At 60.4% G+C, this 22,938-nt stretch carries 23 protein-coding genes and 1 riboswitch; of the genes, 15 read left to right on the top strand and 8 right to left on the bottom strand.

All coding sequences use genetic code 11. The features are described from left to right. Window positions 1-38: 38 nt before the first annotated feature. Entirely contained in the window at window positions 39-764 is a 726-nt protein-coding gene (locus tag NQ018_RS10395) for a CueP family metal-binding protein (protein WP_257060840.1), read from the bottom strand. A 390-nt stretch (window positions 765-1,154) separates the two neighbouring features. On the opposite strand from NQ018_RS10395, the gene NQ018_RS10390 reads away from it, so the two are divergent. Genes NQ018_RS10390 through ppk2 form a run of 4 tightly spaced genes read left to right on the top strand, consistent with a single transcriptional unit; the run spans window position 1,155 to window position 6,799 of the window. Next, the gene (locus NQ018_RS10390; RefSeq protein WP_257060839.1) at window positions 1,155-3,032 is read left to right on the top strand and encodes an HSP90 family protein; all 1,878 of its coding nucleotides are present in this window, start codon (window positions 1,155-1,157) and stop codon (window positions 3,030-3,032) included. 60 nt (window positions 3,033-3,092) lie between these two features. Beyond that, window positions 3,093-5,570 (top strand): hypothetical protein, encoded by a 2,478-nt coding sequence (locus NQ018_RS10385; RefSeq protein WP_257060838.1) that lies wholly within the window; start codon window positions 3,093-3,095, stop codon window positions 5,568-5,570. A gap of 36 nt (window positions 5,571-5,606) precedes the next feature. Beyond that, a complete protein-coding gene (locus NQ018_RS10380; RefSeq protein ID WP_257060836.1) occupies window positions 5,607-5,930 on the top strand; it encodes a putative quinol monooxygenase in 324 nt (107 codons plus the stop codon). A 2-nt stretch (window positions 5,931-5,932) separates the two neighbouring features. Continuing rightward, window positions 5,933-6,799 carry a polyphosphate kinase 2 gene (gene ppk2, locus NQ018_RS10375; RefSeq protein WP_257060835.1) on the top strand — a complete coding sequence of 289 codons (867 nt, stop codon included), beginning with the start codon at window positions 5,933-5,935 and terminating at the stop codon, window positions 6,797-6,799. Window positions 6,800-6,887: 88 nt separating this feature from the next. Here ppk2 and NQ018_RS10370 read toward each other — a convergent pair whose 3' ends face one another. After that, complete coding sequence (locus NQ018_RS10370) at window positions 6,888-7,727, bottom strand: HAD family hydrolase (RefSeq protein ID WP_257060833.1); 840 nt, start codon at window positions 7,725-7,727, stop codon at window positions 6,888-6,890. A 187-nt stretch (window positions 7,728-7,914) separates the two neighbouring features. Between NQ018_RS10370 and NQ018_RS10365 the strand changes: the two genes are divergently transcribed. Further along, the gene (locus NQ018_RS10365; protein WP_257060831.1) at window positions 7,915-8,952 is read left to right on the top strand and encodes a 3-hydroxyisobutyryl-CoA hydrolase; all 1,038 of its coding nucleotides are present in this window, start codon (window positions 7,915-7,917) and stop codon (window positions 8,950-8,952) included. A 14-nt stretch (window positions 8,953-8,966) separates the two neighbouring features. On the opposite strand, the gene NQ018_RS10360 is transcribed toward NQ018_RS10365, so the two are convergent. After that, a complete protein-coding gene (locus NQ018_RS10360) occupies window positions 8,967-10,208 on the bottom strand; it encodes a DUF6882 domain-containing protein (RefSeq protein ID WP_257060828.1) in 1,242 nt (413 codons plus the stop codon). Window positions 10,209-10,429: 221 nt separating this feature from the next. Continuing rightward, window positions 10,430-10,556, top strand: a riboswitch (cobalamin riboswitch). A gap of 68 nt (window positions 10,557-10,624) precedes the next feature. On the opposite strand from NQ018_RS10360, the gene NQ018_RS10355 reads away from it, so the two are divergent. From NQ018_RS10355 to NQ018_RS10340, 4 genes are all read left to right on the top strand, one after another. Then, complete coding sequence (locus NQ018_RS10355; RefSeq protein ID WP_257060827.1) at window positions 10,625-11,314, top strand: energy-coupling factor ABC transporter permease; 690 nt, start codon at window positions 10,625-10,627, stop codon at window positions 11,312-11,314. A gap of 3 nt (window positions 11,315-11,317) precedes the next feature. Then, complete coding sequence (locus tag NQ018_RS10350) at window positions 11,318-11,677, top strand: energy-coupling factor ABC transporter substrate-binding protein (RefSeq protein ID WP_257060826.1); 360 nt, start codon at window positions 11,318-11,320, stop codon at window positions 11,675-11,677. Between the two features lie 66 nt (window positions 11,678-11,743). Further along, window positions 11,744-12,490 carry a cobalt ECF transporter T component CbiQ gene (cbiQ, locus tag NQ018_RS10345; protein WP_257060823.1) on the top strand — a complete coding sequence of 249 codons (747 nt, stop codon included), beginning with the start codon at window positions 11,744-11,746 and terminating at the stop codon, window positions 12,488-12,490. 23 nt (window positions 12,491-12,513) lie between these two features. Further along, window positions 12,514-13,257: an energy-coupling factor ABC transporter ATP-binding protein gene (locus tag NQ018_RS10340; protein WP_257060822.1), complete on the top strand. Its 744-nt coding sequence runs from the start codon at window positions 12,514-12,516 to the stop codon at window positions 13,255-13,257. Here the strand turns inward: NQ018_RS10340 and NQ018_RS10335 are convergent. Beyond that, the gene (locus NQ018_RS10335; protein ID WP_257038380.1) at window positions 13,254-14,705 is read right to left on the bottom strand and encodes a glyceraldehyde-3-phosphate dehydrogenase; all 1,452 of its coding nucleotides are present in this window, start codon (window positions 14,703-14,705) and stop codon (window positions 13,254-13,256) included. The two genes, NQ018_RS10340 and NQ018_RS10335, sit on opposite strands and share 4 nt — an antisense overlap. Window positions 14,706-15,113: 408 nt before the next feature. Here NQ018_RS10335 and NQ018_RS10330 point away from each other — a divergent pair, with 408 nt between their 5' ends. The 4 genes from NQ018_RS10330 to NQ018_RS10315 all read left to right on the top strand — a co-directional run bounded on the left by NQ018_RS10330 (window position 15,114) and on the right by NQ018_RS10315 (window position 18,517). After that, complete coding sequence (locus NQ018_RS10330) at window positions 15,114-15,767, top strand: hypothetical protein (protein WP_257038381.1); 654 nt, start codon at window positions 15,114-15,116, stop codon at window positions 15,765-15,767. Window positions 15,768-15,911: 144 nt separating this feature from the next. Further along, the gene (locus NQ018_RS10325; RefSeq protein ID WP_257060820.1) at window positions 15,912-17,123 is read left to right on the top strand and encodes an acetyl-CoA C-acyltransferase; all 1,212 of its coding nucleotides are present in this window, start codon (window positions 15,912-15,914) and stop codon (window positions 17,121-17,123) included. Between the two features lie 22 nt (window positions 17,124-17,145). Continuing rightward, on the top strand, window positions 17,146-17,697 hold the full coding sequence (locus NQ018_RS10320) for an enoyl-CoA hydratase/isomerase family protein (RefSeq protein WP_257060819.1): 552 nt from the start codon (window positions 17,146-17,148) through the stop codon (window positions 17,695-17,697). A 43-nt stretch (window positions 17,698-17,740) separates the two neighbouring features. Then, window positions 17,741-18,517, top strand: a complete 777-nt coding sequence (locus NQ018_RS10315; protein WP_257060818.1) for an enoyl-CoA hydratase — start codon at window positions 17,741-17,743, stop codon at window positions 18,515-18,517. Window positions 18,518-18,666: 149 nt separating this feature from the next. Here NQ018_RS10315 and NQ018_RS10310 read toward each other — a convergent pair whose 3' ends face one another. After that, window positions 18,667-19,224: a TetR/AcrR family transcriptional regulator gene (locus NQ018_RS10310; protein ID WP_257060817.1), complete on the bottom strand. Its 558-nt coding sequence runs from the start codon at window positions 19,222-19,224 to the stop codon at window positions 18,667-18,669. Here NQ018_RS10310 and NQ018_RS10305 point away from each other — a divergent pair. After that, entirely contained in the window at window positions 19,208-19,528 is a 321-nt protein-coding gene (locus NQ018_RS10305) for a hypothetical protein (protein ID WP_257060816.1), read from the top strand. The two genes, NQ018_RS10310 and NQ018_RS10305, sit on opposite strands and share 17 nt — an antisense overlap. Here NQ018_RS10305 and NQ018_RS10300 read toward each other — a convergent pair. After that, window positions 19,525-21,159 (bottom strand): peptide chain release factor 3, encoded by a 1,635-nt coding sequence (locus NQ018_RS10300; protein ID WP_257060815.1) that lies wholly within the window; start codon window positions 21,157-21,159, stop codon window positions 19,525-19,527. The two genes, NQ018_RS10305 and NQ018_RS10300, sit on opposite strands and share 4 nt — an antisense overlap. A gap of 11 nt (window positions 21,160-21,170) precedes the next feature. Beyond that, entirely contained in the window at window positions 21,171-21,824 is a 654-nt protein-coding gene (pth, locus tag NQ018_RS10295) for an aminoacyl-tRNA hydrolase (protein ID WP_257060814.1), read from the bottom strand. A gap of 190 nt (window positions 21,825-22,014) precedes the next feature. On the opposite strand from pth, the gene NQ018_RS10290 reads away from it, so the two are divergent. Beyond that, window positions 22,015-22,704: a type IV toxin-antitoxin system AbiEi family antitoxin domain-containing protein gene (locus tag NQ018_RS10290; RefSeq protein ID WP_257060813.1), complete on the top strand. Its 690-nt coding sequence runs from the start codon at window positions 22,015-22,017 to the stop codon at window positions 22,702-22,704. A 101-nt stretch (window positions 22,705-22,805) separates the two neighbouring features. On the opposite strand, the gene NQ018_RS10285 is transcribed toward NQ018_RS10290, so the two are convergent. After that, the coding region (locus NQ018_RS10285) for an IS3 family transposase (RefSeq protein WP_373566939.1) at window positions 22,806-22,938 on the bottom strand (133 nt) is incomplete at its 5' end.

The following is a 22,938-nucleotide window of genomic DNA, read 5'->3' as shown; positions in this document are numbered from 1 at the left end:
TTTGGGTTGATGAAGCAGTGGCGCGGGCTTGCGACGCGTTATGACAAGCTCGCGGTCACGTATCGCGCGGGAGTGGTGCTTGCGGCGATTCTGGTCTGGTTACGCATATAAGAGACACGCCCTAGTTGCACCGTGGTCACGCAGGTTGGGTCATCTGCGCTCGTGCCCAGGGGAACCGTGGCGGTTTTCGCGCCCTCCGGGGTGTCCCCAGCAAGGGTGATGCTGAGCTCGCCCTGCAGGTCCCGCGGCAGCCACAGGCCCACAAAGCCGTTGTCAAAGGTGGTGGTGGCTTGTTCAATCACCACGTTCCCGGCGCTGTCCGTGACCTTTACATCAACGTCCCTATTGCCCAGCTCACCCTTGCAGGTGGTGAGGCTGTGGTAGAAGCAGTCGTGAGTCTTGTCCAAGTACGGGGCGATGCTTACATAGAACTCGTCCTCGGGCATCGTCAGCGTCACCGTTTCGCCGGAGGTATCACTGAGCTCTAGTACCTCCGGCTTGATGGACGCGCGAAGATCCGTCGGGCGATCGTCGAGCGCCTGGGCGTCCAGAAGCGTGATGATCTCGCGGCTATCCAACCCAGCGAGTTGATGCTCGGCGAGCCACTGCACATCTGGGGCTTCGCTGACTGCGGCGGCTGCTTCTGCGGAGGAAGCGGCGGAGGCGGAGGATGGGGTTTCGTTGTCCGGTGTGCAGGCACTCAGCGCGAGCGCACCAATGAGCACAGCCGCGGCTGCCTGGGCGGGTAGGCGATGCAAAGCCATGGAAAATCCTTCAGAAGGGGTGACTACAGGTAAGAAATAAGGAAGAAACATTCAGTGCCACAGTAAAATTGCCGACGCCGCGCCGTCTATGTGCTCTGGGTCATCACCAAACCCACACTCGCACCGAAAATCCCGTCTGAACTGTGTGTTTTCGCCTCGGTAGTATGTTGCCGCCCGTGTGTCAGTGTGAGAATTCTCCACATCCCGCCCTCCGTTCCACGCATATAAATCAGGTGGCGTACCGACGCGCCCAGCACCCACAAAACGCAAGGCAACTCCGGCGCGGCTAAGGCTGCAGGAGGCTGCGGAACGTGGGAGAATGGCCAAACATGGCTTCGCAGGGGATCGGGCCAGTAAACGGGCCCTGCGTGTAATGAACTTGAGGAAGTAATGGATTCACCACAACAATTCCACGTTGACCTCGGTGGCATGGTCTCTCTGCTTTCCCGCAACCTCTATTCGGGGCCCCGGGTGTTTGTGCGGGAGTTGCTGCAAAATGGCATCGATGCCATCACTGCGCGCCGGGAGGAAGACCCCGATTGCCCCGCGCAGATCAACATTGAGCTTCTCTCCACTCACCCGAGCGGTGTGCTGGATCTCGTTCGCTTCAGTGATACCGGCAAGGGAATCACCTTGGAGGAATCAAGGGAGCTGCTGGCCACCATAGGTGCGAGCTCCAAGCGTGACGAGTTCGGTTTTCATCGCAGTGACTACCTGGGCCAGTTTGGTATTGGACTGCTGAGCGCGCTTATGGTGTCGCCCTCCATCGTGGTGTACTCCCGAAGCATTGACGCCCTGGACCAGCCAATCCGGTGGGAGGGCAATTCCAATGGCACCTGGACCACCCGCCCGGTACAGCCCCATGAATTGCCGGAAGTGCTGCAAACTGGCCCCGGCACCACGGTAGAGCTGCGTCGAACGGACTTTGACTTTGGCCGCATCCCCGGCTTGGTGGATTACTACGGGCGCTACTTGCCAGCGGAAATCGTGATCAATGGTGAGCCTTTGGAAAGCGAGCAGCCCCCGTGGTTGCAAGACGAGGAAGGCCAACAGCGGTGGTGTGAGCAGCACTTCGGTTTCACACCCTTTGCCTGTGTGCCGCTCAATGACATCCTCTCCGGTGCTCGCGGCGTGGCGTACATTATTCCTTCTGGCGCACACCCTGGCCAGCATGTGAAGCACACGGTGTACTTGCATGGAATGATGCTGGGGGACCGGATCAGTGACCTGCTCCCTGAGTGGGCGTATTTTGCCCGCGTGGTGGTGGACGTGGAACACCTGCGCCCCACGGCGTCCCGGGAGGCGCTTGCCAATGATGAAGCCCTTGCAGAGACCAGGGAGTCCTTCGGCTCGCAGATCCGCCAGTGGCTGCAATCCTTGGCCGAGCTGGTCCCGCACCAATTCGCGGAGTTCGTGTCCCTGCACCTGGCTGGGTTGAAATCCCTTGCGTTGGTGGATGAGCCAACCCGCAGGCTCGTTGCCCGCACCGTGCCCGTACCCACCACGTTGGGGCCAATGACATTGGATGAAGTAATCGGGCTGAAAAACGGCATCCGGTTCACCCGAACAACTAAGGCATTCGAGGCCATCGCCGCGGTGGCTCAGGCGCGTGAGGTGTTGGTGGTAAATGCCGGCTACGCCTTTGATGAGGAAATCCTGGACCTCCTGCGCCTGGACTACCCGGATATCCTCATCGAGGAGCTCAGCGCAACCAGCCTCTTGGACGATCTGGAACTGCCAACCCACACCCAAAGGATTCACCTCATGCCGGTGGTTCATGCCAGCGAGCAAGCCTTGGAGGGCGAGGATGTAGAGGTGGTGCTGCGTCGGTTTTCACCGGAAGACTTACCCGCGGTGTACCTCCCGCAGCCGGACAGTGCGGGGCGCCGCATTGAGCAGCGAGTTCGGGAGGAAGATGAACAGATCGATGCCCTGATGAGCCTCCTGGAATCTCGCCCCCAGAAACGGCCCGGGTCCGGGAACGGAAACCAGCCGCCGAACTCACTTGGCGCGGAGGCTGAAATGCCGCAGCTGGTATTGAATGCGGATAGCCCTGTGATCGCGCAGCTCGCGGACTTGCAGCGAGTCAGCAGTAGAAACACGCCCGGCAATCGTCTGGATGCAGACTCCACCGGGCAAGAACTGCTCGTGGCAGGCATCAGAGCGCTCTATGTGCAGGCGTTGATCTCCGCGCACCAAGAACTCGGGCCGAAGGCCCGGAGGTGGTCGGTGAGCCTGCTCAGCACGCTCATTGCCCATGCACTCTAAAACGCAACAACCCGTAAAACAGGCACCCAACCCACAACCCCAAGGATCAAACAGTTGAGCATGGAACACAGCAGGAACAATTCTTTCTTGGATGAGCTCATCGAACGCGCGGAGATGGTTCCCTACAGTAAGGCTGCTTCGCAGTTGTGGTCACAAGCTGTGGTCACCGCAGATGAATTGCTGGATTCGGGTGTGGATGTTGCTGAAGAGCTGCTGTATTGCCTCATCCAACTGCAGTATTCCTACTACAGCAGCGGGGATGCCACCAGGGTTGTGGCACCCTTCTTGCGCACGCAAAAACTCTACGAGACCCGCCCTGATCTGTTCCATGAGGAACGCCTTGAAGGATTGGCCTGGGGGTATCGCTACGCCTTCAGCGCCCTGTTGGCAGTACCGGAAGTGCCGGTGAACCAGTTGCGCGACCTGCTGGACCAAGCCCATGGGTTGTATAAGCAGATTGGTGATTCGCGCCGGGCACTTTTCCAGTTGGAGTACACCCTGGCGGAAGCAATCGGGGATGAGCAAGCCGCCGAGGAAGCACACGGCAACTGGCTCAACGCCGAGCACACCCCAATTTCCAATTGCCCCGCGTGCGACCCGGAAGTGGCCGCCAGCTACCACTTTGATCGCGGGGAATGGGAACACGGGATCGCTGTTGCGGAGCAGGCGCTGGCAACGGAGGAGATGACTTGTTCCGCGCAGCCGCATTCACTGTTTACCCACCTCATCGAGCCTTATGCGATGACCGGGCAGTTCGACAAAGCCTGGAACGCCCATGTGCAGTCTTACCGCGCAATCAAGAATGACCCCGCGATGCTCGGCGCACTCGCCGTCCACATTCGGGTGCTCGCGGAGCTTGGGGCGGTTGGCATGCCTGGGTGCACGGAGCGATCCGTGGAGCTGTTCTGCACCCACCTCCCGTGGTGGATGAATGCGAGCGAGCCGCGCGAGCTGCTGGGCCTGGCCAGCGCTGGTGCGGTGGCGCTCGGCCACCTGCCTACCGAACGTGGCGGGGAGGTGCTGAACGTGGTCTTGCCAGGTGAGCAGCTTCCTTGGCAGCAGGCACCAACGCTGCACAGCCCAACGGTGGAGCAGGCGAAACAGTGGTGTGCTGACCTGGCATTCACACTCGCGCGGCGTTTCGACGCCCGCCCGGGCATCCTCCAACCCCGCGCCGTCGCCCGCCTTGAGCGCAATCTACAGGCATCTGGCCAGGGATTGCCGCAGCCCACTGCCGCGTCTTTGGATCGCTCGGGGCTCAAAGCCACAGTGTTGGCGGGTTTCACGGAGCTTGAGGAGCTTGAGGAGCTGCCCTCCCTCAAAGACGTGGTGGAAGACCCGTGGCGCCAGCAACTCACCGTGGAGCAGTTGTTGGAAGAACACAAGCGTATTGGTTTTCCATTGAACAGTTACGCCCTGCGCTTGGAACACCTGGGTGTTCCCGCACCCTATGTGGAGGTCCAGGATTACGCAGATGGCTTGGACATGCTCAAGGCGCATTTGTTGCTGCGCAGTGATCATCTTGATGCGGCGTACAACCAGGCTATGGCGGTGATGCTTCGGGAGAGCGCACTCACCTCGGGTGATCCGATTGGCCTGCGGATCAGCGGCTTAATGGTGCTCACCAACGTCCACTTTGAAAAGGAGGAATATCTTCAAGGTCTTTGGATGGTCCAGCAAACGATGAATCTGGCCGCTGATGCCGGCCTAGGCCCCTACGCGCTGAACACTGCCCGCAGGGTTCTTGGCGTGCTGATGGCCATGGAGCGGTGGGACGCAGCCTGTGCGTTGGCGGAAAACGCGCGCATGATCGCAGGTGAGCATCGCTTTAACGCAGACGGTTGCGTAGTTGCGCAGATCTACGCCGACGCCCTGGGCAATCTCGGGCAGGCGCAGCAGGCGGCAGCGGTGCTGGAGGAGTTCCTGGCACATGGCGATTTGGCAGATGGCGAGGATGGCGCTATCGAACTGGAAATGCGCAGCCAGCTCGCGAACTACCTCGGGGAGTCGGGGCAGTTGGAACGCGCGCTGGAGGTGGTTGATCAGGTGATCAGGCAAGCAGATGCCTTATCCGAGGCTGCCACCATCGCCGCTGCTGCCGCTACTATTGACCCCGCCGCCATGCTCGCGATGCGCCTCAGATTGCGCCACCAGAAGATGGGACTGTTACTCGCGGCCCTGCCTCCGCAGCACATTGAATTGCATGAGCAGCTCCACGGGTTAATCAACGAGCGTGTGGAGCTGGTGGAACAGGCCAACGTGGAGGAGAAACAAGACATCATTGCGTCCTTCCTCATGGAAGCACTGGAACTCTTTGCCTCACTGGACCGCGTGGACCTAGCCCGTCAGACCATGCAGCGCCTTATTAGCGCGCGGGATGCGGCGGGGGATCGGGCGCTGGCGGCGTCGGAAATTGCCCAAGTCCTGGAGCAGCTTCCGGACCCCCAGGAGCTCGCGAGGGTGGCAATACGCCTGGTGGGTGAGGATCAAGGGGAGGAGCTTGATTGGCTGCGGGCGCTCGCGGCTGGGAATAACTAGCTGCGGGCGGGCAGATTTTCGCCTACGTTGGAAACCATGATTTTGATTAACGTGCGCTACCAAGTCCGCCCCGAATACCAAGAGACGTTCCTTGAAGAAACGGCGTGGTTCACCGAGGCCACCCGTGCTGAGGAAGGCAACATCTTCTTCGATTGGTACCGCAGCCCAGACAACCCCGGTGAGTTCCTGCTCATCGAGGCATTCCAGGATGATGCTGCTGAGGCTCACGTCAATTCCGCTCACTTCAAGCGTGCTCAGGAGGAGCTGCCCAAGTACCTTGAGCGCACCCCAGACGTGATCAATACGCTCATTCCAGAGAAGACGGAGTGGGATAAGCTCGTGGAATTTGAGGTGAAGTAGCAGTGGCAAAACCAAAGAAGCTGGCCAAAGAGGCCTATGAGAAAGAGCTCAAGCGCCTACAGGCTGAGCTCGTGGAGATGCAGCAGTGGGTGGTGGAAACCGGCGCCCGCGTGGTGATCGTGATGGAGGGCCGCGACGCCGCCGGCAAGGGCTCCGCCATCAAGCGCATCACCCAATACCTCAACCCGCGCACCTGCCGCATTGAGGCGCTGCCCGCACCGAACTCTCGTGAGCAGGGGCAATGGTACTTCCAGCGCTACATTGAGCGCCTGCCAACCGCTGGTGAGATCGTGATCTTTGACCGCTCTTGGTACAACCGCGCGGGCGTGGAGCGCGTGATGGGCTTCTGCACCTCTGCCGAGTACCGCCGCTTCCTGCACCAGGCACCAATTTTCGAGCGAATGCTCGTGGAAGACGGCATCATCCTGCGCAAATACTGGTTCTCTGTGTCCGATGAGGAGCAGATTGCCCGCTTCAAGTCCCGCCGCAATGACCCCCTGCGTCGTTGGAAGCTCTCCCCGATGGACCTGCAGTCCATCACCCGCTGGGAGGACTACTCCCGGGCAAAGGATGAAATGTTCATCCACACGGACATCCCCTCCGCGCCGTGGTACACGGTGGAGTCTGAGGATAAGAAGCGTTCCCGTATTAACGTGATCAGCCACCTGCTTTCCACCATCCCCTATGAGCACATTGAGCGCGAGCTGCCGGAGATCCCGGAGCGCCCCGAGTCCAACAATGACTACGAGCGCCCGCCGCGCGAAGACTTCCGCTACGTGCCCGATGTTGCGGCGCAGTTGGAGGTAAAGGGCGAAAAGAAAGGGAAAAAGTCAGGGAAGGGCAAGAAGACGAAAAAGTCTGGCAAGTAGGCTGAGGGCTTGAGGGAAGCGTTCCGACGCCCCCACGCCGCACCTCCAAAGGCCCCAGGGCCCCCAAGATTGTGGGGTGCTGGGGTTTTTAGTTGAGGAGTTCTTCAAGGACCGTGAGCACGCCATGCTCGGTGTTTGGCGGGGCGATGCGAGTGGCCACCTCTTTGATTTTGGGGTGTGCGTTTTCCATTGCCACCGCGGTCCCCGCGGCTTGTAGAAGCTCGAGGTCGTTGAGGAAGTCCCCGAAGGCGATGGTGCGTTCCATGGGGATGTCCAGTGCCTGTGCGAGCAGACGCAAACCCACGCCCTTGTTGGCTTCCGGTGCCATGAGGTCAATCCAGTGCGCACCGGAAATCACCAGGCTGAGGTCCGGCGCCACGCCGCGCAGCAGGGGAGCGGCCACGGTTTCCGCATCGGGGAAAGAAAACACGGCAAGTTTAATCACCTGGTCATTGACGTGCTCGTGCAGGTCCTCCACCCGCTCGAGGCGGTGGTAGTACTTGATGCCCTCTTTCAGAAATTCGTTGTCGGTGCGGCTCACAAAAGCTCCGTCGGCCCGGCAGAGCACCACGCCCCAGTCCAAGTCAGTGTTCTCGATGGTTTCGATCACCGCGTGGGCGTCCTTGGGGGCAAGGGTGGTGGTGGAGACGATCTCGCCCTCGTGGTACACCACAGTGCCGTTTTCCGCGATGACGCTGATCTGGTTGCCTGCAACCCGATCAAACTGGTCCAGCAGGGTGTAAAGCTGGCGCCCACTCGCCGGGGCGAAAGCCCACCCCTGCGCATGGAGGCGGTCCAGCAGCGGCCAGAAGTCATCTGGGATTTGGTGATTGCCATCCAAGAGGGTGCCATCCATGTCCGTTGCAATCAGGCCGGTGTAAGTGCCGCGGCGGGGTGCAGAAGTTGGGGCGGGGGTGGGGATATTCATGCCAAATTGGTCTTTCAAGTTATTCACTAGGATTCATGTGTGCTGCACCCATTGTGCCAGTTCGGGAGGACAGCATGGGCCCGCAGTTCTGCGCGTGAAACCAAAGGGGGTAGTTGTGCCCCTCACATCCACATTTCTATGGTGATCTGAGCCACCCGAAGTGTGCGCTGATGGTAAGAATGAGGGCATGGCTCTCAAACATGCAGATCACAAAGATTCCCCGGTGCGCGCCTATGTGCTCAACTCCACGGGCGTGCTGGAACTCAACCGCCCCAAGGCGTTGAACTCGTTGAATCACGAGATGGTGGACATCATCGACCAAGCCTTAAGCGAGTGGGAAACCGATGATGCAATCCACCGCGTGGTGATTTACACGGAGTCCAACAAAGGCTTCTGCGCCGGCGGGGATGTTCGCGCAGCCCGCGAGCACATCCTGGCGGGCGAGGAAGAGCGCGCTGATGCGTACTTTGTGGAGGAGTACGCCATGAACAACCGCATTGCCACCTTCCCCAAGCCCTATGTGGCGTTGATTGACGGCGTGGTGATGGGCGGTGGCCTTGGGGTGTCCGTGCATGGTTCCCACCGTGTGATCAGCGAGCGTGCCTTCGGAGCAATGCCGGAAATGGCGATCGGCTACATCCCAGACGTGGGCGTGCCCTTTGTGCTGCAGCGGGTGGGGCAGGCGTCCCTTGCGCTCGCTAACTTTGTGGTGCTCACCGGCTGGCGCCTGAGCGCCGCTGATTTGCTGTGGACGGGCATCGCCACCGACGTGGTGCATTCCGAGCACATGCAGTTGTTCCGGGAGATGCTCATTGCGGAGGACATCGATGACGCCCTGGAGCGCTACGGCACGGAACTGGAGGAGGAAAGCGAGCTGGCCAAGTGGGCCGAGGACATCGAGGCCACCTTTGCCGGCCCCAGCTTTGCCGAAATCGAGCAAGCGGTTGCCCAGCATCCCAATGAGAAGTTCCGCGAGCTCGTAGCCCAGCACTTCGCAGCAGCCTCCCCGAGCGCATTGGTGGCTGCGGCCGAACTCATGGCAGCCAGCGCGAAATGCACCACGGTCCGCCAAGAATTGGACCTTGAGATCACCTTGGGTGAGTACGTCCGCCGCCTTCCGGACTTTGTTGAAGGCGTGCGCGCGGTGCTGGTGGACAAAGACCGCCAGCCCAACTTCCCACCAGCAGTCGATGTCGCGGAGGTTCGCGCAGCGCTTCGGCAGTAATCTTCAGCGATCGCCTAGGCGCTGCTCCCCGGGATACTTGCGCCTGCTTCGACGCCACCGCCGCGAGACTGCATGTAGAAGCGCCACGCCCGGGCCGCGTCGATACCCTCCGGCACCGGCGTGCGTTCTACCGCCTGCATCACCTCCGAGGTGAGTGGCGGAAGCTGGAGGCTTGGGGAGCGCAGCAGGAAGGTGCCTTGGTGTTCCCCGATGGGTCCGCTCCAGAGAATCCAGGCTTGGAGGATGGACTTTGCGGCGCTGACCGCGAGGGGGCTTGTTTGCGGCGTGGTGAACTCTTTGAGTCCGTGCTCGAGGGCGAAGTCGAGTGCCCCGCGTGCGAGCTTTGCTGCTGGGAACTGGGAAAACCCGGGGTGAAACCAGGACCAAGTTCCGTCCACGGCGAGCAGCAATGCCTGCAGTTCGTGCTCGCCCACTCGGACCATGCTGTGGGTAAGGCTGACATCGCCCACGCCTTGCTGCCAATCCTGCGCCCCAAAGGTGGCCTCGGCGAACAGCTTGTGCTCGTGGGCAAGGTAGAAGGCGTCCGACGCCACCTCCGCAGTGGTGATCGCAGAGACTAGTTGCTGCGTCTGCAGGTTGACCGTGGTGATGGTGCCTTTCTGATCACGCAGGTGAAATAGGTGTGCGGAATCAGCTATTTGGTGAGCGGCCTGCTCTGGCGTTGCCTCGATTGCACCCCCATTTGCACCCTTATCGAGGTTTCCCTTGGCCACCGCAAGGCCGCGGGCGGCGGCATAAGAGGTGAGCGCACGTTCCAGATCCAAGTCCTTGGGTAGCTGGCCCAGTCCCAGTGTGATTGCAGCTCGTGGGGTGAGTGCGAGGGCATCACCGACCATCACCACTACGTGAAAAGCTTCGTGTTCTGTGCCTTCTGGTGTGGGGTCAGTGATAGGTACCTGGAATACGGGACCGTTTCCATGCAGCGTGCGCGCGGCGGCTACCAGATCAGGGTGGAAGGGGTGCGTGCCGCTGAGTTCCGGGATATTCCAGGTTTGGTTGTTGTGTGCCCATGTCCAAGAGTTGTGCGTGCAGTGGGCAACCACGATGCCACGGAAGCCAACGGGGCCCGCTGCGCTGTCGGCAATAATCTCGTAGTTGGGGGTGCCACCTACGGGGTTGAATCGCACGTTTTCAATCTGACCCAGGTTGTGTTGGAACGCCCAGGACTTCTCAATTTGGTGGAAAAAGCCGTCGGTGAGGACATCCTTGAGCTGGGTAGGGTCTGAAACATCCACAGGGTGCTCACTTTCGCAGTGCAGGGTCCGAATTGCATGGTCCGAATGTGGGCCGCGTATAGGGGCCAGTACCAGCGTAGTAGCTCTTGGCTCCTTGGTTGCGGAGGCCGGCGGCACGTGCGATGACCGTCGGTATGAAAGTGAGGAAGCTTGACCGGGGGGGTTCTGTGGGGTGGCGAGTGAGGAGCTGAGTGATAAGGTCATTACCGAGGGCGCAACAACGGGAATGCCGGTGTAAATCCGGCAGCGGGCCCCGCCACTGTCACCACCAAATACGCAGGTGACCTCACTGCTTTCGGGCGGGAAGGGGAAACCACTAAGGATTTGCGGGTGGAAGCCAGGAGACCGGTTGCGCCCCAAAGGTATAGCGCAAGCCCACGGGGATCTGGGCTCATACGGAAAGAAGTGTAAAACTTATGCATATTGCAGAAGGGTTCCTCCCCGTCACGCATTGTGTGGCGTGGGCAGCGGTAGCAACGCCGTTTGTAGCACACGGCGCAGTGGCTGTGAAGAAGCAGCTCAAGGCTCAGCCGGAAACCAAACTGCTGCTCGCCGCAGCCGGCGCGTTTAGCTTTGTGCTCTCCGCAATCAAAATCCCCTCCGTCACTGGATCTTCCTCACATCCAACAGGTACGGCGCTGGGAGCAGTGCTGTTCAAACCACCGGTCATGGCTCTCTTGGGCACCTTGGTGTTGTTCTTCCAAGCGCTGCTGCTTGCCCACGGAGGCATCACCACCCTAGGGGCCAATGTGTTCGCAATGGCGATTGTGGGCCCGTGGGTGGCTTATGGCGTGTGGCGGGCAAGCCGCGGCGCCGGGGCGAGCATGGACCTAGCGGTGTTTCTTGCGGCGCTATTGGGCAACCTTGCCACATACGTTGTCACCGCCACCCAGTTGGCGTTGGCGCACCATGCGCAGGGTCTGGTGCAGGCGTGGCTTACGTTTATGGGGCTGTATGCGCCTACCCAGGTTCCCATCGCGGTGATTGAAGCGATTGTCACGGTGCTCATTGTTCGTGCACTGAGCAAGATTGCCGTACCTGAGTTGCAACGCCTCGGTTTCCTACCAGAGCCAGCGCAGCCGGTGGCACAGAAAGTGGGGATCTAGGCCATGGCAGACACACTCAAGCACACAAAGGCCGGCTCAACCCCAGGCGAAAAAGGCTCCAAGGGCAGCTCCTTGCTGCTCGCCGGAATCGCCATCGTGGTGGCCGCATTCCCCATGTTCATCAACCTTGGTAATCGCGACTCCGAAGAACCCTTCGCAGGCACTGATGCCGCAGCCGAAGGCCTGGTGGAGGAAGTCAATCCGGAATACGAGCCGTGGTTTGACCCCCTCATCGGGGAACTCCCCGGCGAGGTAGAGTCCGGGTTGTTTGCCCTCCAGGCGGCACTCGGCGCGAGCGTGCTGGGCTACGCCATCGGCGTGTACCGCGGGCGCACCAAAGAGCAGGAGCGCACTCAGGAATAACTTCCTGCCTCCTCGAAAAACACCCCAACACCCCAACACCCCAGCCCCCTAAGACTTTGTGAGTACATGAATCAGCTCGAATACGCCGCGCTGCACAGCCGTTGGGCCCCACGCCCCGCGGCGGAGAAGGCGCTCCTGCTGCTGGGGGTGCTGGTATTGGTGGTGGCGCTCCCTTTCGGCTACGCCTGGTTGCTGATCGCTGGGGTGCTCACCGCAACTGTGATCGCCGCGCGGCCGCCGCTGAAACTGCTGCTCGCGCTGGTAGCAGCGCCCATCGCTTTCTTGGTGGTGGGCGTGCTCCCACTGGTGGTGGCGATCACCGGCGATGGCCTGGTACTCATCGACGGCGGTGTCCGCAACGCCGCAACACTGCTTCTGCGCAGCTTGTTGGCCACGTGGGCCACTGTGCTCTACGCGCTCACCACGCCGCTGCCGCAGACAATCGCGCTGTTGTATCGCCTTCACATCCCAGGGTTCATCATCGAGCTCATGGTCTCCATGTATCGCATGGTGGCGCTGCTCGTGGCCACCGCACGCAGCGTCTTCTTGGCCCAGCAGGCCCGGTTGGGGTATTCGAGTAGGCGCCGCTGGGTGGCGTCGGCAGCTTCTTTGGGGGCGAGCCTGTTTGTTACCTCTTTTGCGCGGGCCCGCCGCCTTGCCGAGGGCCTGGAGCTGCGCGCGGACCCCCAAGCAACGCTTGTAGCTGGTGGTGAGCTCGGCGCGCATGGGCGGGCGGGATTCCTGTGTGTGACGCTCGCGTTGTTAGTGTGTATCGCAGGTATTGGTGCGATGCAGGAAGGCTTGCTGTGGTGAGGTCGTTGCTCGGGTGCACAGACGTGCACTTTTCTCGCGGTGAGCAGCACATTCTGCGCGGCGTCACCCTCAACATCGCCGCAGGTGAGCGTATCTGTTTGCTGGGTAGAAATGGCGCGGGCAAGTCCAGTCTCATGCGGATTCTGGCGGGGTCTTGGCGTGCCGACGCCGGCCAGGTGCTGATCAACGGCGCGCCCGTTGCGGCGTCGCGGAAGGCACGCAATCAGGTGCGCGCGTTTGTGCAAATGGTGTTGCAGGAGCCAGACGACCAGCTCTTTGCCACCTCAGTGGCCGCAGACGTAGCTTACGGACCTACCAACATGGGGCTGGATGCTGCGCAAGTGCAGGAGCGGGTCGAGGAGGTACTCGCGAGCTTGGGCATCGCCGATCTTGCTGACGCTGTGCCACACCAACTTTCTTTTGGCCAGCGCAAAAGGGTGGCCCTCGCCGGCGCGCTTGCGATGCGCCCGAGCGTGCTCCTCCTTGATGAACCCACCGCCGGGCTGGACCCCGAGGGCACCAGCGCCCTGATTGAGACCCTGGAAAACCTGGGTACTGCGCTGCTGTTTTCCACCCATGACGTCAACGCTGCCTGGCGCTTAGCTACCCGCTTCGTGGTGCTCCACGATGGTGAGCTGCATTCCGGCGGGGTGGAAATGATCACTGATCACGCATTCATGAAGGCCGCCGGTCTGGAGGTGCCGTGGGCACCCATCGTCTCGGCGGCCTTGGGGCGTGAGGTCAAGCAGCCTTCTGAATTGCTTTAGATTTCCGCGCTCGGGGTGCGCTTTGGCAGCACCTTCGGCCGAGCCCCGGCGATTTCCTCCACGATGCGGATCACCTGGTTGGAGTAGCCAAACTCGTTGTCGTACCACACGTAGAGCACGAGGTGGTTGTTGCCGTTGGCGATGGTTGCCAGGCCGTCCACAATGCCCGCGTGGGTGGTGCCCACAAAGTCCGTGGAAACCACCTCTGGGGAGTGGATGTACGCGATTTGCTGGCGCAGATCGGAGTGCAGCGCCACCTTGTCCATCAGCTCATTGACCTGATCCCTAGTCACGTCTTGATTGAGGGTGAGGTTGAGCACCGCCATGGAGACGTCGGGAGTGGGCACCCGGATGGCGTTGCCGGTGAGTTTGCCTTCGAGCTCGGGCAGCGCCTTGGCCACGGCCTTTGCGGCGCCGGTTTCCGTGAGCACCATGTTCAACCCGGCGGCGCGGCCACGGCGCTCGCCCTTGTGGAAGTTGTCAATGAGGTTTTGGTCATTGGTGAAGGAGTGCACCGTTTCCACGTGACCGTTGATCACGCCGTAGTGGTCATTGAGCACCTTCAACACTGGGGTGATGGCGTTGGTGGTGCAGGAGGCGGCGGTGATGATGGTGTGCTCATCGGTGATCGCCTCGTGGTTGATGCCGTACACCACGTTCAGCAGGTCGCCCTTGCCCGGCGCGGTGAGCAGGACGCGGGACACGCCCTTCGACTGGAGGTGCTGGGAGAGGCCTTCGCGGTCGCGCCAGCGGCCGGTGTTGTCCACCACGATGGCGTTGTTGATGCCGTACTCGGTGTAGTCCACGCTGGCGGGATCGTTGGAGTAGATCACCTGGATCTTGGTGCCGTTTGCCCAGATCACGTTGTTTTCTTCATCCACGGTGATGGTGCCGTTGAACGCGCCGTGGACGGAATCGCGGCGCAGTAGGGAAGCGCGCTTGACCAGGTCTTTGTCACCGTTTTTACGCACAACGACGGCGCGCAGTTTCACCCCACCGTAGGCTGCTTCGCGGGCAATCAGGATGCGGGCGAGCAGGCGACCAATGCGGCCAAAGCCGTAGAGCACTACGTCCTTGGATTCCAAGGTGTTCTCGGTGCCGATCACTTCCTGCAGCTCGCCGGTGAGGAACTCTTTGAGCCCGGCGGGGTCGTTGAGGTCACCGCCGCGCTCCTCATGTGCCACCGCGAGGCGTCCAATGTCAATGGAGGCGGTGCCCAAGTCCAGCTCGGTGAGCGCCTGGAGCACTGGGAGCGTCTGGGCGGGGGTGAGCTCAGAGTGGGTTGCCAAACGGGAGTAGCGGTGGGCCTTGACGATGTCAATGTCCGTCACATCAATCAACAGCCGGCCAAACACGGACACCACCACATTGTTGTTGCGGTGGAGCTTGCCGATCAGCGGAAGCATTTGTTGTGCTGCTTCGATTTTCTCGTTCCAGTCTTTGGCCATGGGAGACGTTCTTTCCTTCGGTTTGCGGTTGAAAATCTGCTGTAAAAGATCGTGGGTTTTGGTCTTGGATCTTAGGTTTTGGGGCTTGGGTCTTAAGGCTTGGGACGCTGTCCTGCCGAGCAGCGCGCGATCCCCGCGCAATCCCCGCGTGAACCCAGCGTGGGCTTAGCGTGGGTCTAGGAAACCCGACACGGAAATATCGGGCGTTTCAAGAAAACCCGCCGTTGATTCTAGTGAAAAATGGGGGCAATTTTTACCGCTTTTGGCAGCTATTTGCCCCCAAATTGGGGTCTGTATTGTCCATGAGGGGAATGGCTGCGGGGGAGCGGCTGCGCGGGGAAAATGTGCGAGATTGGCTTGAGGCTGCAACCTTGTAGACTTGCACGGTACTCATGGGAAGGAACGTAAATGCTGCATGCGGTGAGCTATGCGCTCGCAGACTCAGTGAACTTGCTGCTGATTGCTGTGGTGCTCGCCTGTGCCGTCATCCTGCCGCAACAAGGAAAATACTGGCGCACGGTCGGCCTGCTCATTGCCGGGGACTGGTCCGGAGTGTTCTTCCTCTCCGTGCTCACCATGTTGGTGTTTGACGGCCTCCAGTCCCACGTCCAAGCCTTCCTCGAATCCCCTTGGGCTGCGATACTCCTGATCTTGGTGGGACTCCTCGCAGCGATCGGGACGTGGCGCGGCGGCGACAACTCCGCCCTCATCCAACGCCTCCTCGGGCCGCTACGAGCACCCTCCGCACAGACCGTTTTCGCCGGCTTTGTGCTGGGATTCGTGCAATCAATTACTTCACTTCCGTTCTTCTTTGGGCTCGCCCACCTCTCCACGGGCGAGTTCTCCGCATTCGTGCGCTACGCCGGCCTCGTCGTCTATGCAAGCCTCGCGCTGAGCCTCCCTGCGCTCGTGGCGGTGCTAGCGGGAGTAGTGCGGGCGTTCCCGGAAAGTGTGTTTGGTAGGCTTTTCGACGCGGCGCGGCGCAACGGGGATCTCATGGCAAAGCTGGCGGGTTACGGCGTCTCGGTGTTCCTGGTGGCGATGGGGATCGGCTCGCTGTAAGGGGTTTCCGCGCGAAAAAGGTGGCGCAGGTCACTATGTGGCTTTACGATACAAACACTAAACGTACTGAACGGTTTTGTGTGCCATCCCCTGTGACACATCTTGGGGGTGCCGCACCTTTTGCACGGAAAGGACCCCACCACGATGGCGCAGCACACCTCCCCGCACACAAATGGCGCATCACCGCAGGATGTGGTGATTATCGGCGCCGCACGAACTCCCTTTGGGCGTCTGCTCGGCGGGCTGAGCTCGTTTCCCGCAACGGAACTCGGCGGGTTTGCAATCCGCGGTGCCCTGGAGCGCGCGGGCGTGGAGGGAAGTGAAGTAGACGCGGTGATCATGGGGCAGGTGTTGCAGGCTGGCGTTGGCCAAAACCCCACCAAGCAGGCGGCACTCGCCGGTGGTGTACGCGAGGAAGCGCACACCAACACGGTGAACAAAGTGTGCCTTTCGGGGCTCACCTCAGTGATTGATGCCACGCGCATGATCCGCTGCGGCGAGGCAACAATCGTGGTTGCAGGAGGCATGGAATCCATGAGCAACGCCCCACACCTGGCCCAGGTGCGCGGCGGGGTGAAATTCGGCAGCGCCTCCCTGGTGGACCACATGGAATACGACGCCCTCACCTCCGCCAGCATGGGCAACTCCATGGGCGCTCTGAGCGAGCACTACAACCAAGAATTTCCCGTCACCCGCGAAGAACAAGACCACGTTGCCGCGCTCTCCCACCAGCGTGCCGCCGCCGCAGACCTCTCCGCGGAGATTGTCCCAGTGAGCGTAAACACCCGCAAGGGGACGGTGACCGTGTCCGCCGATGAAGGCGTGCGCCCAGACACCACCGCAGAAACCCTCGCCGGCCTGCGCCCAGCCTTCGCGCCCGAGGGCACTATCACCGCGGGAAACGCTTCCCAAATCACCGACGGCGCCGCGGCCCTCGTGCTCACCACTCGCGAGGAGGCGCAGCGTCGGAACGCCCCGATCCTTGCCGTGGTGCGTGCCCCTGGACAAATTGCGGGACCCCACCACGCGCTGCAAGACAAGCCCGCCAAGGCGATCCAACAGGCGCTGACGCGCCAGGGTTGGGAGGTCAGTGACCTCGACCTCGTGGAAATCAACGAGGCCTTCGCGGTGGTTTCCATCCATTCCGCCCGAATGCTCGGCCTTGAACCTGAAGACGTGAATATGTGCGGCGGCGCCATTGCCCTTGGTCACCCGGTTGGTGCCTCCGGTGCGCGCCTGGCACTTCACGCCGCATTGCAGCTCGGTGCGGGCAAAGCCAGCCGCGCGGCCGTTGCACTCTGTGGCGGCGGCGGGCAGGGAGAAGCCCTGCTCCTTGAGGCGGATAGCTGCGGATAGCTCTGAAAAAAGGGGAGAAGCAATGCGAGCACGTGAAGCAGAAGTGGCAGAAGTACTGGTGGAAACTCGAGGAACCGCCGGAATCATCACGTTGAACCGCCCGAAAGCCCTCAATTCGCTGGCCGAATCCGTGGCAGAGGTGGACGCTATCTTGGCAGAGTATGCTGCCGATCCCGGCGAGGCGTTCTCGGGTCAACTGGACCGCATTGAAGCTGCATACCAAGGTCAGACCGTGGCCGAGATTTTGGCGGCGCTGGATGCGGAGGAAGCTGACTTTGCTGCGGATGCTGCCAAGCGGATTCGTTGGAACAGCCCCACTGCCTGCGTGCTCACCTTGGCCTACATTCGCCGTGCCACCAACTTCACTTTGCGTGAGGCGCTCGAGCATGAATTCGCGGTGTCCAACGATATGCACGCCCACCTAGATTTTGTGGAAGGGGTGCGTGCCCAGATCATTGACAAAGACCGCAACCCCAAGTGGACCCCCGCGGAACTGGAACAAGTGGATGCCCAGCAAATCGAACGCCTCCTCGGGCCGTTGCACGCCACAGACATTGAGCCACTCAGGCTGTAAGCACCAAGCAAGCCTCAAGCGAGCACCAAGCGAAAGGATCATTATGAGCAACTTTGAAAACATCCTCACCGAAACCAAAGGCCGAGTGGGCATTATTACCCTCAACCGCCCGAAGGCCCTCAACGCGCTCAACGAGGCAATCATGAATGAGGTTGTCCAAGCGGGCCGCGCCTTTGATGCAGACCCAGGCATTGGGTGCATCATCCTCACCGGCTCCGAAAAGGCCTTCGCCGCGGGCGCGGACATTAAAGAGATGGCCTCCAAATCTGCCACGGACATGTTTGTGAGTGATTGGTTTGCCAAGTGGGATGAGTTCACCCGCCTGCGCACGCCGGTGATCGCCGCTGTTTCCGGCTACGCCCTAGGTGGGGGCTGTGAGCTGGCGATGATGTGTGATTTCATCATTGCTGCAGATAATGCGAAGTTCGGTCAACCAGAAATCAACCTGGGTGTGCTGCCGGGGATGGGTGGTAGCCAGCGGCTCACCCGAGCCGTGGGCAAATCCAAAGCCATGGACATGTGCCTTACCGGGCGCATGATGGGCGCGGAAGAAGCAGAGTCCGCAGGGCTGGTGTCCAGGGTGGTGGGCGTGGCCGAACTCATGGACACCACTCTGGAGGCCGCCACGCTCATTGCATCCAAGTCCTTGGTGGCTTCCTATATGGTGAAAGAAGCAGTGAACGCTGCCTTTGAGACCACACTCGGCCAAGGGCTGCAGTTTGAACGCCGCTTGTTCCACTCCGTATTTGCCTCTGAAGACCAAACGGAAGGTATGGCGGCATTTGTGGAAAAGCGTGATCCTGATTTCCAGCATCGCTGATTGCTTGCTGCTCAGTTTGATTCTTCGCGCCGCTCCTGAGAGAACTCCACGAGGTCACCATTGGCGGCGCGAATGGTGTTGAGTAGGGCAAAAAGTTGGGCGTTTTCCGCGCTGCTCTCAAGAGGATTCAACGGCGGAAATGAGAGCGCCTAGGGTGCTGGCGGCGTGCTTAATCCGTTGCGTATGAGGGTGTCGAGCGCCGCGTATGCCTCGGTGACACTAGCCAAGTGGAGGTAATCGCCTTGCTGGATGTGTTCCATTGTGTGGCCAACGAATGCTGCAATAAGGCGAGTGTCTACGGCCTGGAACTCTCCGCGGGCCACGCCTTCTTCCAAGAGGTTGCGGATGGTTTCAATAGCTGCTTTGGTGTTGTGATCGTAGACTTTCTTGCCAACCTCGGTAGCGATGAGATCTTGCATGAATGCTGGTGATGCCGGCTGCAGCGCGGAGTTGATTGCCTGGAAATAATCCTGCAGCTTTGCAGGCGCCGGTTTGTTTCCACCGAGCGCCAAGTGTGTGCGCTGGGTGAGCTCCTTGAAGAAGCTCACCAAGACGCGGTAGACGATCTCGTTTTTCGTGTTTCCCAGGCTGTAGATCGTTGATTTGGAGCATTGGTACTTGCTTGCCGCGCGGTCGATGGTGAAGTCTGGAATGTTGGAAGTCAGCAGCAACGCCCTGGTAGTTTCCACAGTGTCTACCGCAGTCATCTCCGGTATCACCGGATCTTCCTCCGGTGGGTTGTCCATCACTATGCAAACCCTGGGCGAGCAGCTCGCACAACTGGCCACCGAACAGGGGATTAGCCTGGAGCTTATGCACAGGGTCACCGCGATGGCCTCGGTGAGCTTTGATTCCCTGCCACACAACGGTGCGGTGCTCACCATGCTCATGGTGTGCGGCATGACGCACCGCCTAAGCTACAAGGACGTTGCCATGGTCACCGTGGCAATCCCACTGGCCACCTTGTTCATCATGCTGGGGCTGAACGCGGTGATCCCGGGGCTCAGCTAGTCAGCAACCATTGGGAACAGCTCAAACTCGGGGTGTTCCTTTTCGATGAACGCCAGCTTCCACTTATCGCCAAACAGTGCCACGAGCTGCCCATCGGTGCGGGTGAAGATCTCCACCCCGCGCTGCTTGGCCAGCTCTGGTGCTGTTTCTGCGGTGGTCTTGCGGGCCACGGAGTAGGGGATTGGGTCCGCGACCGTCTCCACGTTGTATTCATTTTCCATGCGCGCCATCATGACCTCGAACTGCATGGGGCCCACCGCTGCCATCACGGGAGCAGCGTCACCACGGGCGTCGTTACGCAGGATCTGCACCACGCCTTCCGCCGCAAGCTGATCCAGTGCCTTGCGGAACTGCTTGTATTTGCCCAGGCTCTTGGCCCTTAGGGTCCGGAAGTGCTCGGGGGCGAACTGCGGCATAGGCGGGAATTGCACCTTTTTGCCTGCAAAGATGGTGTCACCAGGAGCCAGCGATCCGGCGTTGACCAGGCCCACTATGTCCCCCGGGTAGGCGGTTTCCACGGTCGAGCGAGTGCGCCCGAACACGGTCAGCGCGTATTTTGTGGAGAAGCTGCGCCCTGACTGCGCGTGCGTCACCTGCATCCCGCGGTCAAATTCTCCGGACACCACCCGCATGAACGCCAGCGAGTCACGGTGATTCTTATCCATGCCGGCCTGCACCTTGAACACAACGCCGGAGAAGTCACCGGTGACCTCGCGCTGCTCATCAATGGCGCTTGTCGACGCGGCCACCGCTTCCTCATCCGAAGCGCGCCCCGCGGGTGCGGGTGCGAGCTCACACAGGGTATCGAGGATTTGGTGCACACCGAAGTTCAGCATGGCGGAGGCGAAAATCAAAGGGGAAGTCACGCACTCCAGGAAGAGCTGCTGGTCGTGCACGGCGCCGTCGGCAGCAAGAAGTTCAGCCTCCTCAACGGCAGTTTCCCAGGCCTCGCCTTCCCGCTCCGAAGCCTGATCGGGGGAGTAGTGCTCTTCGGGGGCGATGGTGGAACCGCCCGCGGTGCGCAAAAAGTGAATGTACTGGTCCGTCTCCCCATCCGGGTTGATGTGGGCGAGACCGCGGAAATCGCCGGCGTCACCCACTGGCCAATACAGCGGGGTGGGCTGCAGGCCAATTTCAGAGACGATCTCATCCACCAACTCCAAGGGAGTGCGGCCAGGGCGGTCCCACTTGTTGATCACCGTCACGATTGGCAGGCCACGGGCCTTGCACACCCGGAACAGCTTGAGGGTTTGGGGCTCGAGGCCCTTGGCGGCGTCGATGAGCATCACCGCAGCGTCTACTGCAGTGAGTACGCGGTAGGTGTCTTCAGAGAAGTCGGCGTGGCCTGGCGTGTCCACCAGGTTGATCATGTAGGGCTCGCCGGTATGTCCCTCGGGGGCGTACTCGAACTGCAGGGCGGAGGAAGCGATGGAGATACCGCGGTCCTTTTCCATCTCCATCCAGTCAGAAACCGTGGCCTTGCGCCCAGCCTTGCCGTGCACCGCGCCAGCCTCTGCGATCACATGGGCGTGCAGCGCCAGGGCCTCTGTCAGCGTGGATTTACCGGCGTCTGGGTGGGCGATCACGGCAAATGTACGGCGGCGGGAAGCCTCAGCGGCAAGGTTACTCATAGCCAATAAGGTTAGCGCATGCTGTGAATAACATGCTGCGCCCGCTGCAACCCCTCAGTAACCACGATGTTTGCGGCCTCCACGCTGCGGGCAACCAGGGTGGCGTCGTGAGGGATTTCCCTCAGCACCCAGTCGATGATCGGCTCACCCTTTGGCGGGCGCCCGATGCCCATCTTGATCCGCACGTAGTCCCTCGTGCCCAACTCTGCGCTGGTGGATTTGAGGCCGTTGTGCCCGTTCTCGTTTCCGCCTGCTTTCACCCGCACGGTGCCAGCCGGGATGTCTAGCTCATCGTGGAGCACCACGATGTTGCTCGCGGGGATGTTCCACTTGCGTGCCAGAGCCGCCACTGCCTCGCCGGAATTGTTCATGAACGTGGTGGAACGGACCAGCGCCACGGGAACTTCGCCGATAGTTTGGCGCACCACCAGGGCTTTGGTGCCGGACACTGGCTGCCACTGAAGGGTGCGCATTGCGTCCGTTGCCCAATAGCCCACGTTATGGCGGGTTTGGGCGTACTTTCCACCGGGGTTGCCAAGGCCTACGATCAGCCACTGGGGGTCTGGCTGCGGCCCAGCGGCCTGGGCATTTGGCGTCTTGCGGAAACGTGCAGCGATGCGATTCAGGAACTCAAACACGCTCTCGATCCTATACTCAACGCTCATGAGCACCACCTGAGGGGCGTCATCGAAAGGTGCTGGGCTTTGGCGGGATTTGGGGAGTTTGGGCCAGCCAGAATCGAGGTCGGTCTTGAGGGCTCTTAATAATGGCGCCTCAAAGGCTCTTTATTTGTATGGACTAGGATGATACAAATGAAGAAACGTTGCGTTCTTGGTCGTTGAGGAGTTGGAGCAAATGAAGTCACTTGAAGTGTTGTGCTTCTTAGAATCCTTGGCCTCGGATCAGTGGGGAATCATTACGACTGCCCAAGCTAAACGTGCAGGTGTTTCGAGGTTGCACATGAGCAATATGGCCGAAAGGGGAATCCTTACGCGGGTTCGACGAGGGGTCTACCTGCTTCCGTCCGCGCAATTTGGGCCAGTAACGGATCTGCGTGCCGCTTGGGTGTCTTTGGAGCAGGAAAAACTTGCGGTGGAGCGCATTGATTCGCACAACAACGTCGCTGTGTCCCACGAATCCGCCGCCTTTGTCCACCAGATTGGTGACTTCATTCCCGAAAGGCACCAATTTTCAGCCAGCTTGCGTAAACAAACAGGGCAAAAAGACATCAAGTTGTATTGCAACCGGATTGTGCGATCCGAAGAAGTGGTGCTGATAAATGGGCTCCCTGTGACCTCTGTCGAGCGAACAGTTGCAGACCTAGCCTCTGCAAAAATTGAGCTCAATTACTTAGCGACTCTCGTCATTGAGGCACTTCGCAAAGAGGGTGTACGCATGCGGATTCTCGCCGAGGCTTTAGATCCATCGGCTGATCACTATGGATTCCACTCCGGATTGGACCTCATCCATGCGTGCCAAGACATGGCTGAATCTGATGAGGACCGAGAAGAGAGGCTGTACCGGGCGTTTTCTCGAGTGGATTGAGCCGAAGTCTACGGCTGCGCAGCCGACCGCCAGCAAGCCTCCGGGGCCGACCCCCGGAAAGTAGACACATCGGGTGGTCAATATGATGGGATTATGTTAGCTCACGTGGTCTTGGCTTCAAACTCTTTTGGTGACAGGTATCCACACCAGGAGTGACGCCTTTTGGTGTTGTACCTTACGCAGAATCTAAATACCTGTTGCCTGCATTCCAGCATCGTGGAAAATACTTTCCGA

This window comes from Corynebacterium kozikiae (assembly GCF_024580965.1).
GTDB lineage: Bacteria > Actinomycetota > Actinomycetes > Mycobacteriales > Mycobacteriaceae > Corynebacterium > Corynebacterium kozikiae.
The sequence above is the reverse complement of the archived record's forward strand: the minus strand, read 5'-3'. Positions and strand labels throughout refer to the sequence as shown.

Excerpts from the sequence above, each read along its gene's own strand:
- NQ018_RS10395 (WP_257060840.1), bottom strand. The coding sequence starts at position 764 with ATGGCTTTGCATCGCCTACCCGCCCAGGCAGCCGCGGCTGTGCTCATT.
- NQ018_RS10390 (WP_257060839.1), top strand. The coding sequence starts at position 1,155 with ATGGATTCACCACAACAATTCCACGTTGACCTCGGTGGCATGGTCTCT.
- NQ018_RS10385 (WP_257060838.1), top strand. The coding sequence starts at position 3,093 with ATGGAACACAGCAGGAACAATTCTTTCTTGGATGAGCTCATCGAACGC.
- NQ018_RS10380 (WP_257060836.1), top strand. The coding sequence starts at position 5,607 with ATGATTTTGATTAACGTGCGCTACCAAGTCCGCCCCGAATACCAAGAG.
- NQ018_RS10370 (WP_257060833.1), bottom strand. The coding sequence starts at position 7,727 with ATGAATATCCCCACCCCCGCCCCAACTTCTGCACCCCGCCGCGGCACT.
- NQ018_RS10365 (WP_257060831.1), top strand. The coding sequence starts at position 7,915 with ATGGCTCTCAAACATGCAGATCACAAAGATTCCCCGGTGCGCGCCTAT.
- NQ018_RS10355 (WP_257060827.1), top strand. The coding sequence starts at position 10,625 with ATGCATATTGCAGAAGGGTTCCTCCCCGTCACGCATTGTGTGGCGTGG.
- NQ018_RS10350 (WP_257060826.1), top strand. The coding sequence starts at position 11,318 with ATGGCAGACACACTCAAGCACACAAAGGCCGGCTCAACCCCAGGCGAA.
- cbiQ (WP_257060823.1), top strand. The coding sequence starts at position 11,744 with ATGAATCAGCTCGAATACGCCGCGCTGCACAGCCGTTGGGCCCCACGC.
- NQ018_RS10335 (WP_257038380.1), bottom strand. The coding sequence starts at position 14,705 with ATGGCCAAAGACTGGAACGAGAAAATCGAAGCAGCACAACAAATGCTT.
- NQ018_RS10330 (WP_257038381.1), top strand. The coding sequence starts at position 15,114 with ATGCTGCATGCGGTGAGCTATGCGCTCGCAGACTCAGTGAACTTGCTG.
- NQ018_RS10325 (WP_257060820.1), top strand. The coding sequence starts at position 15,912 with ATGGCGCAGCACACCTCCCCGCACACAAATGGCGCATCACCGCAGGAT.
- NQ018_RS10320 (WP_257060819.1), top strand. The coding sequence starts at position 17,146 with ATGCGAGCACGTGAAGCAGAAGTGGCAGAAGTACTGGTGGAAACTCGA.
- NQ018_RS10315 (WP_257060818.1), top strand. The coding sequence starts at position 17,741 with ATGAGCAACTTTGAAAACATCCTCACCGAAACCAAAGGCCGAGTGGGC.
- NQ018_RS10310 (WP_257060817.1), bottom strand. The coding sequence starts at position 19,224 with ATGACTGCGGTAGACACTGTGGAAACTACCAGGGCGTTGCTGCTGACT.
- NQ018_RS10300 (WP_257060815.1), bottom strand. The coding sequence starts at position 21,159 with ATGAGTAACCTTGCCGCTGAGGCTTCCCGCCGCCGTACATTTGCCGTG.
- pth (WP_257060814.1), bottom strand. The coding sequence starts at position 21,824 with ATGAGCGTTGAGTATAGGATCGAGAGCGTGTTTGAGTTCCTGAATCGC.
- NQ018_RS10290 (WP_257060813.1), top strand. The coding sequence starts at position 22,015 with ATGAAGTCACTTGAAGTGTTGTGCTTCTTAGAATCCTTGGCCTCGGAT.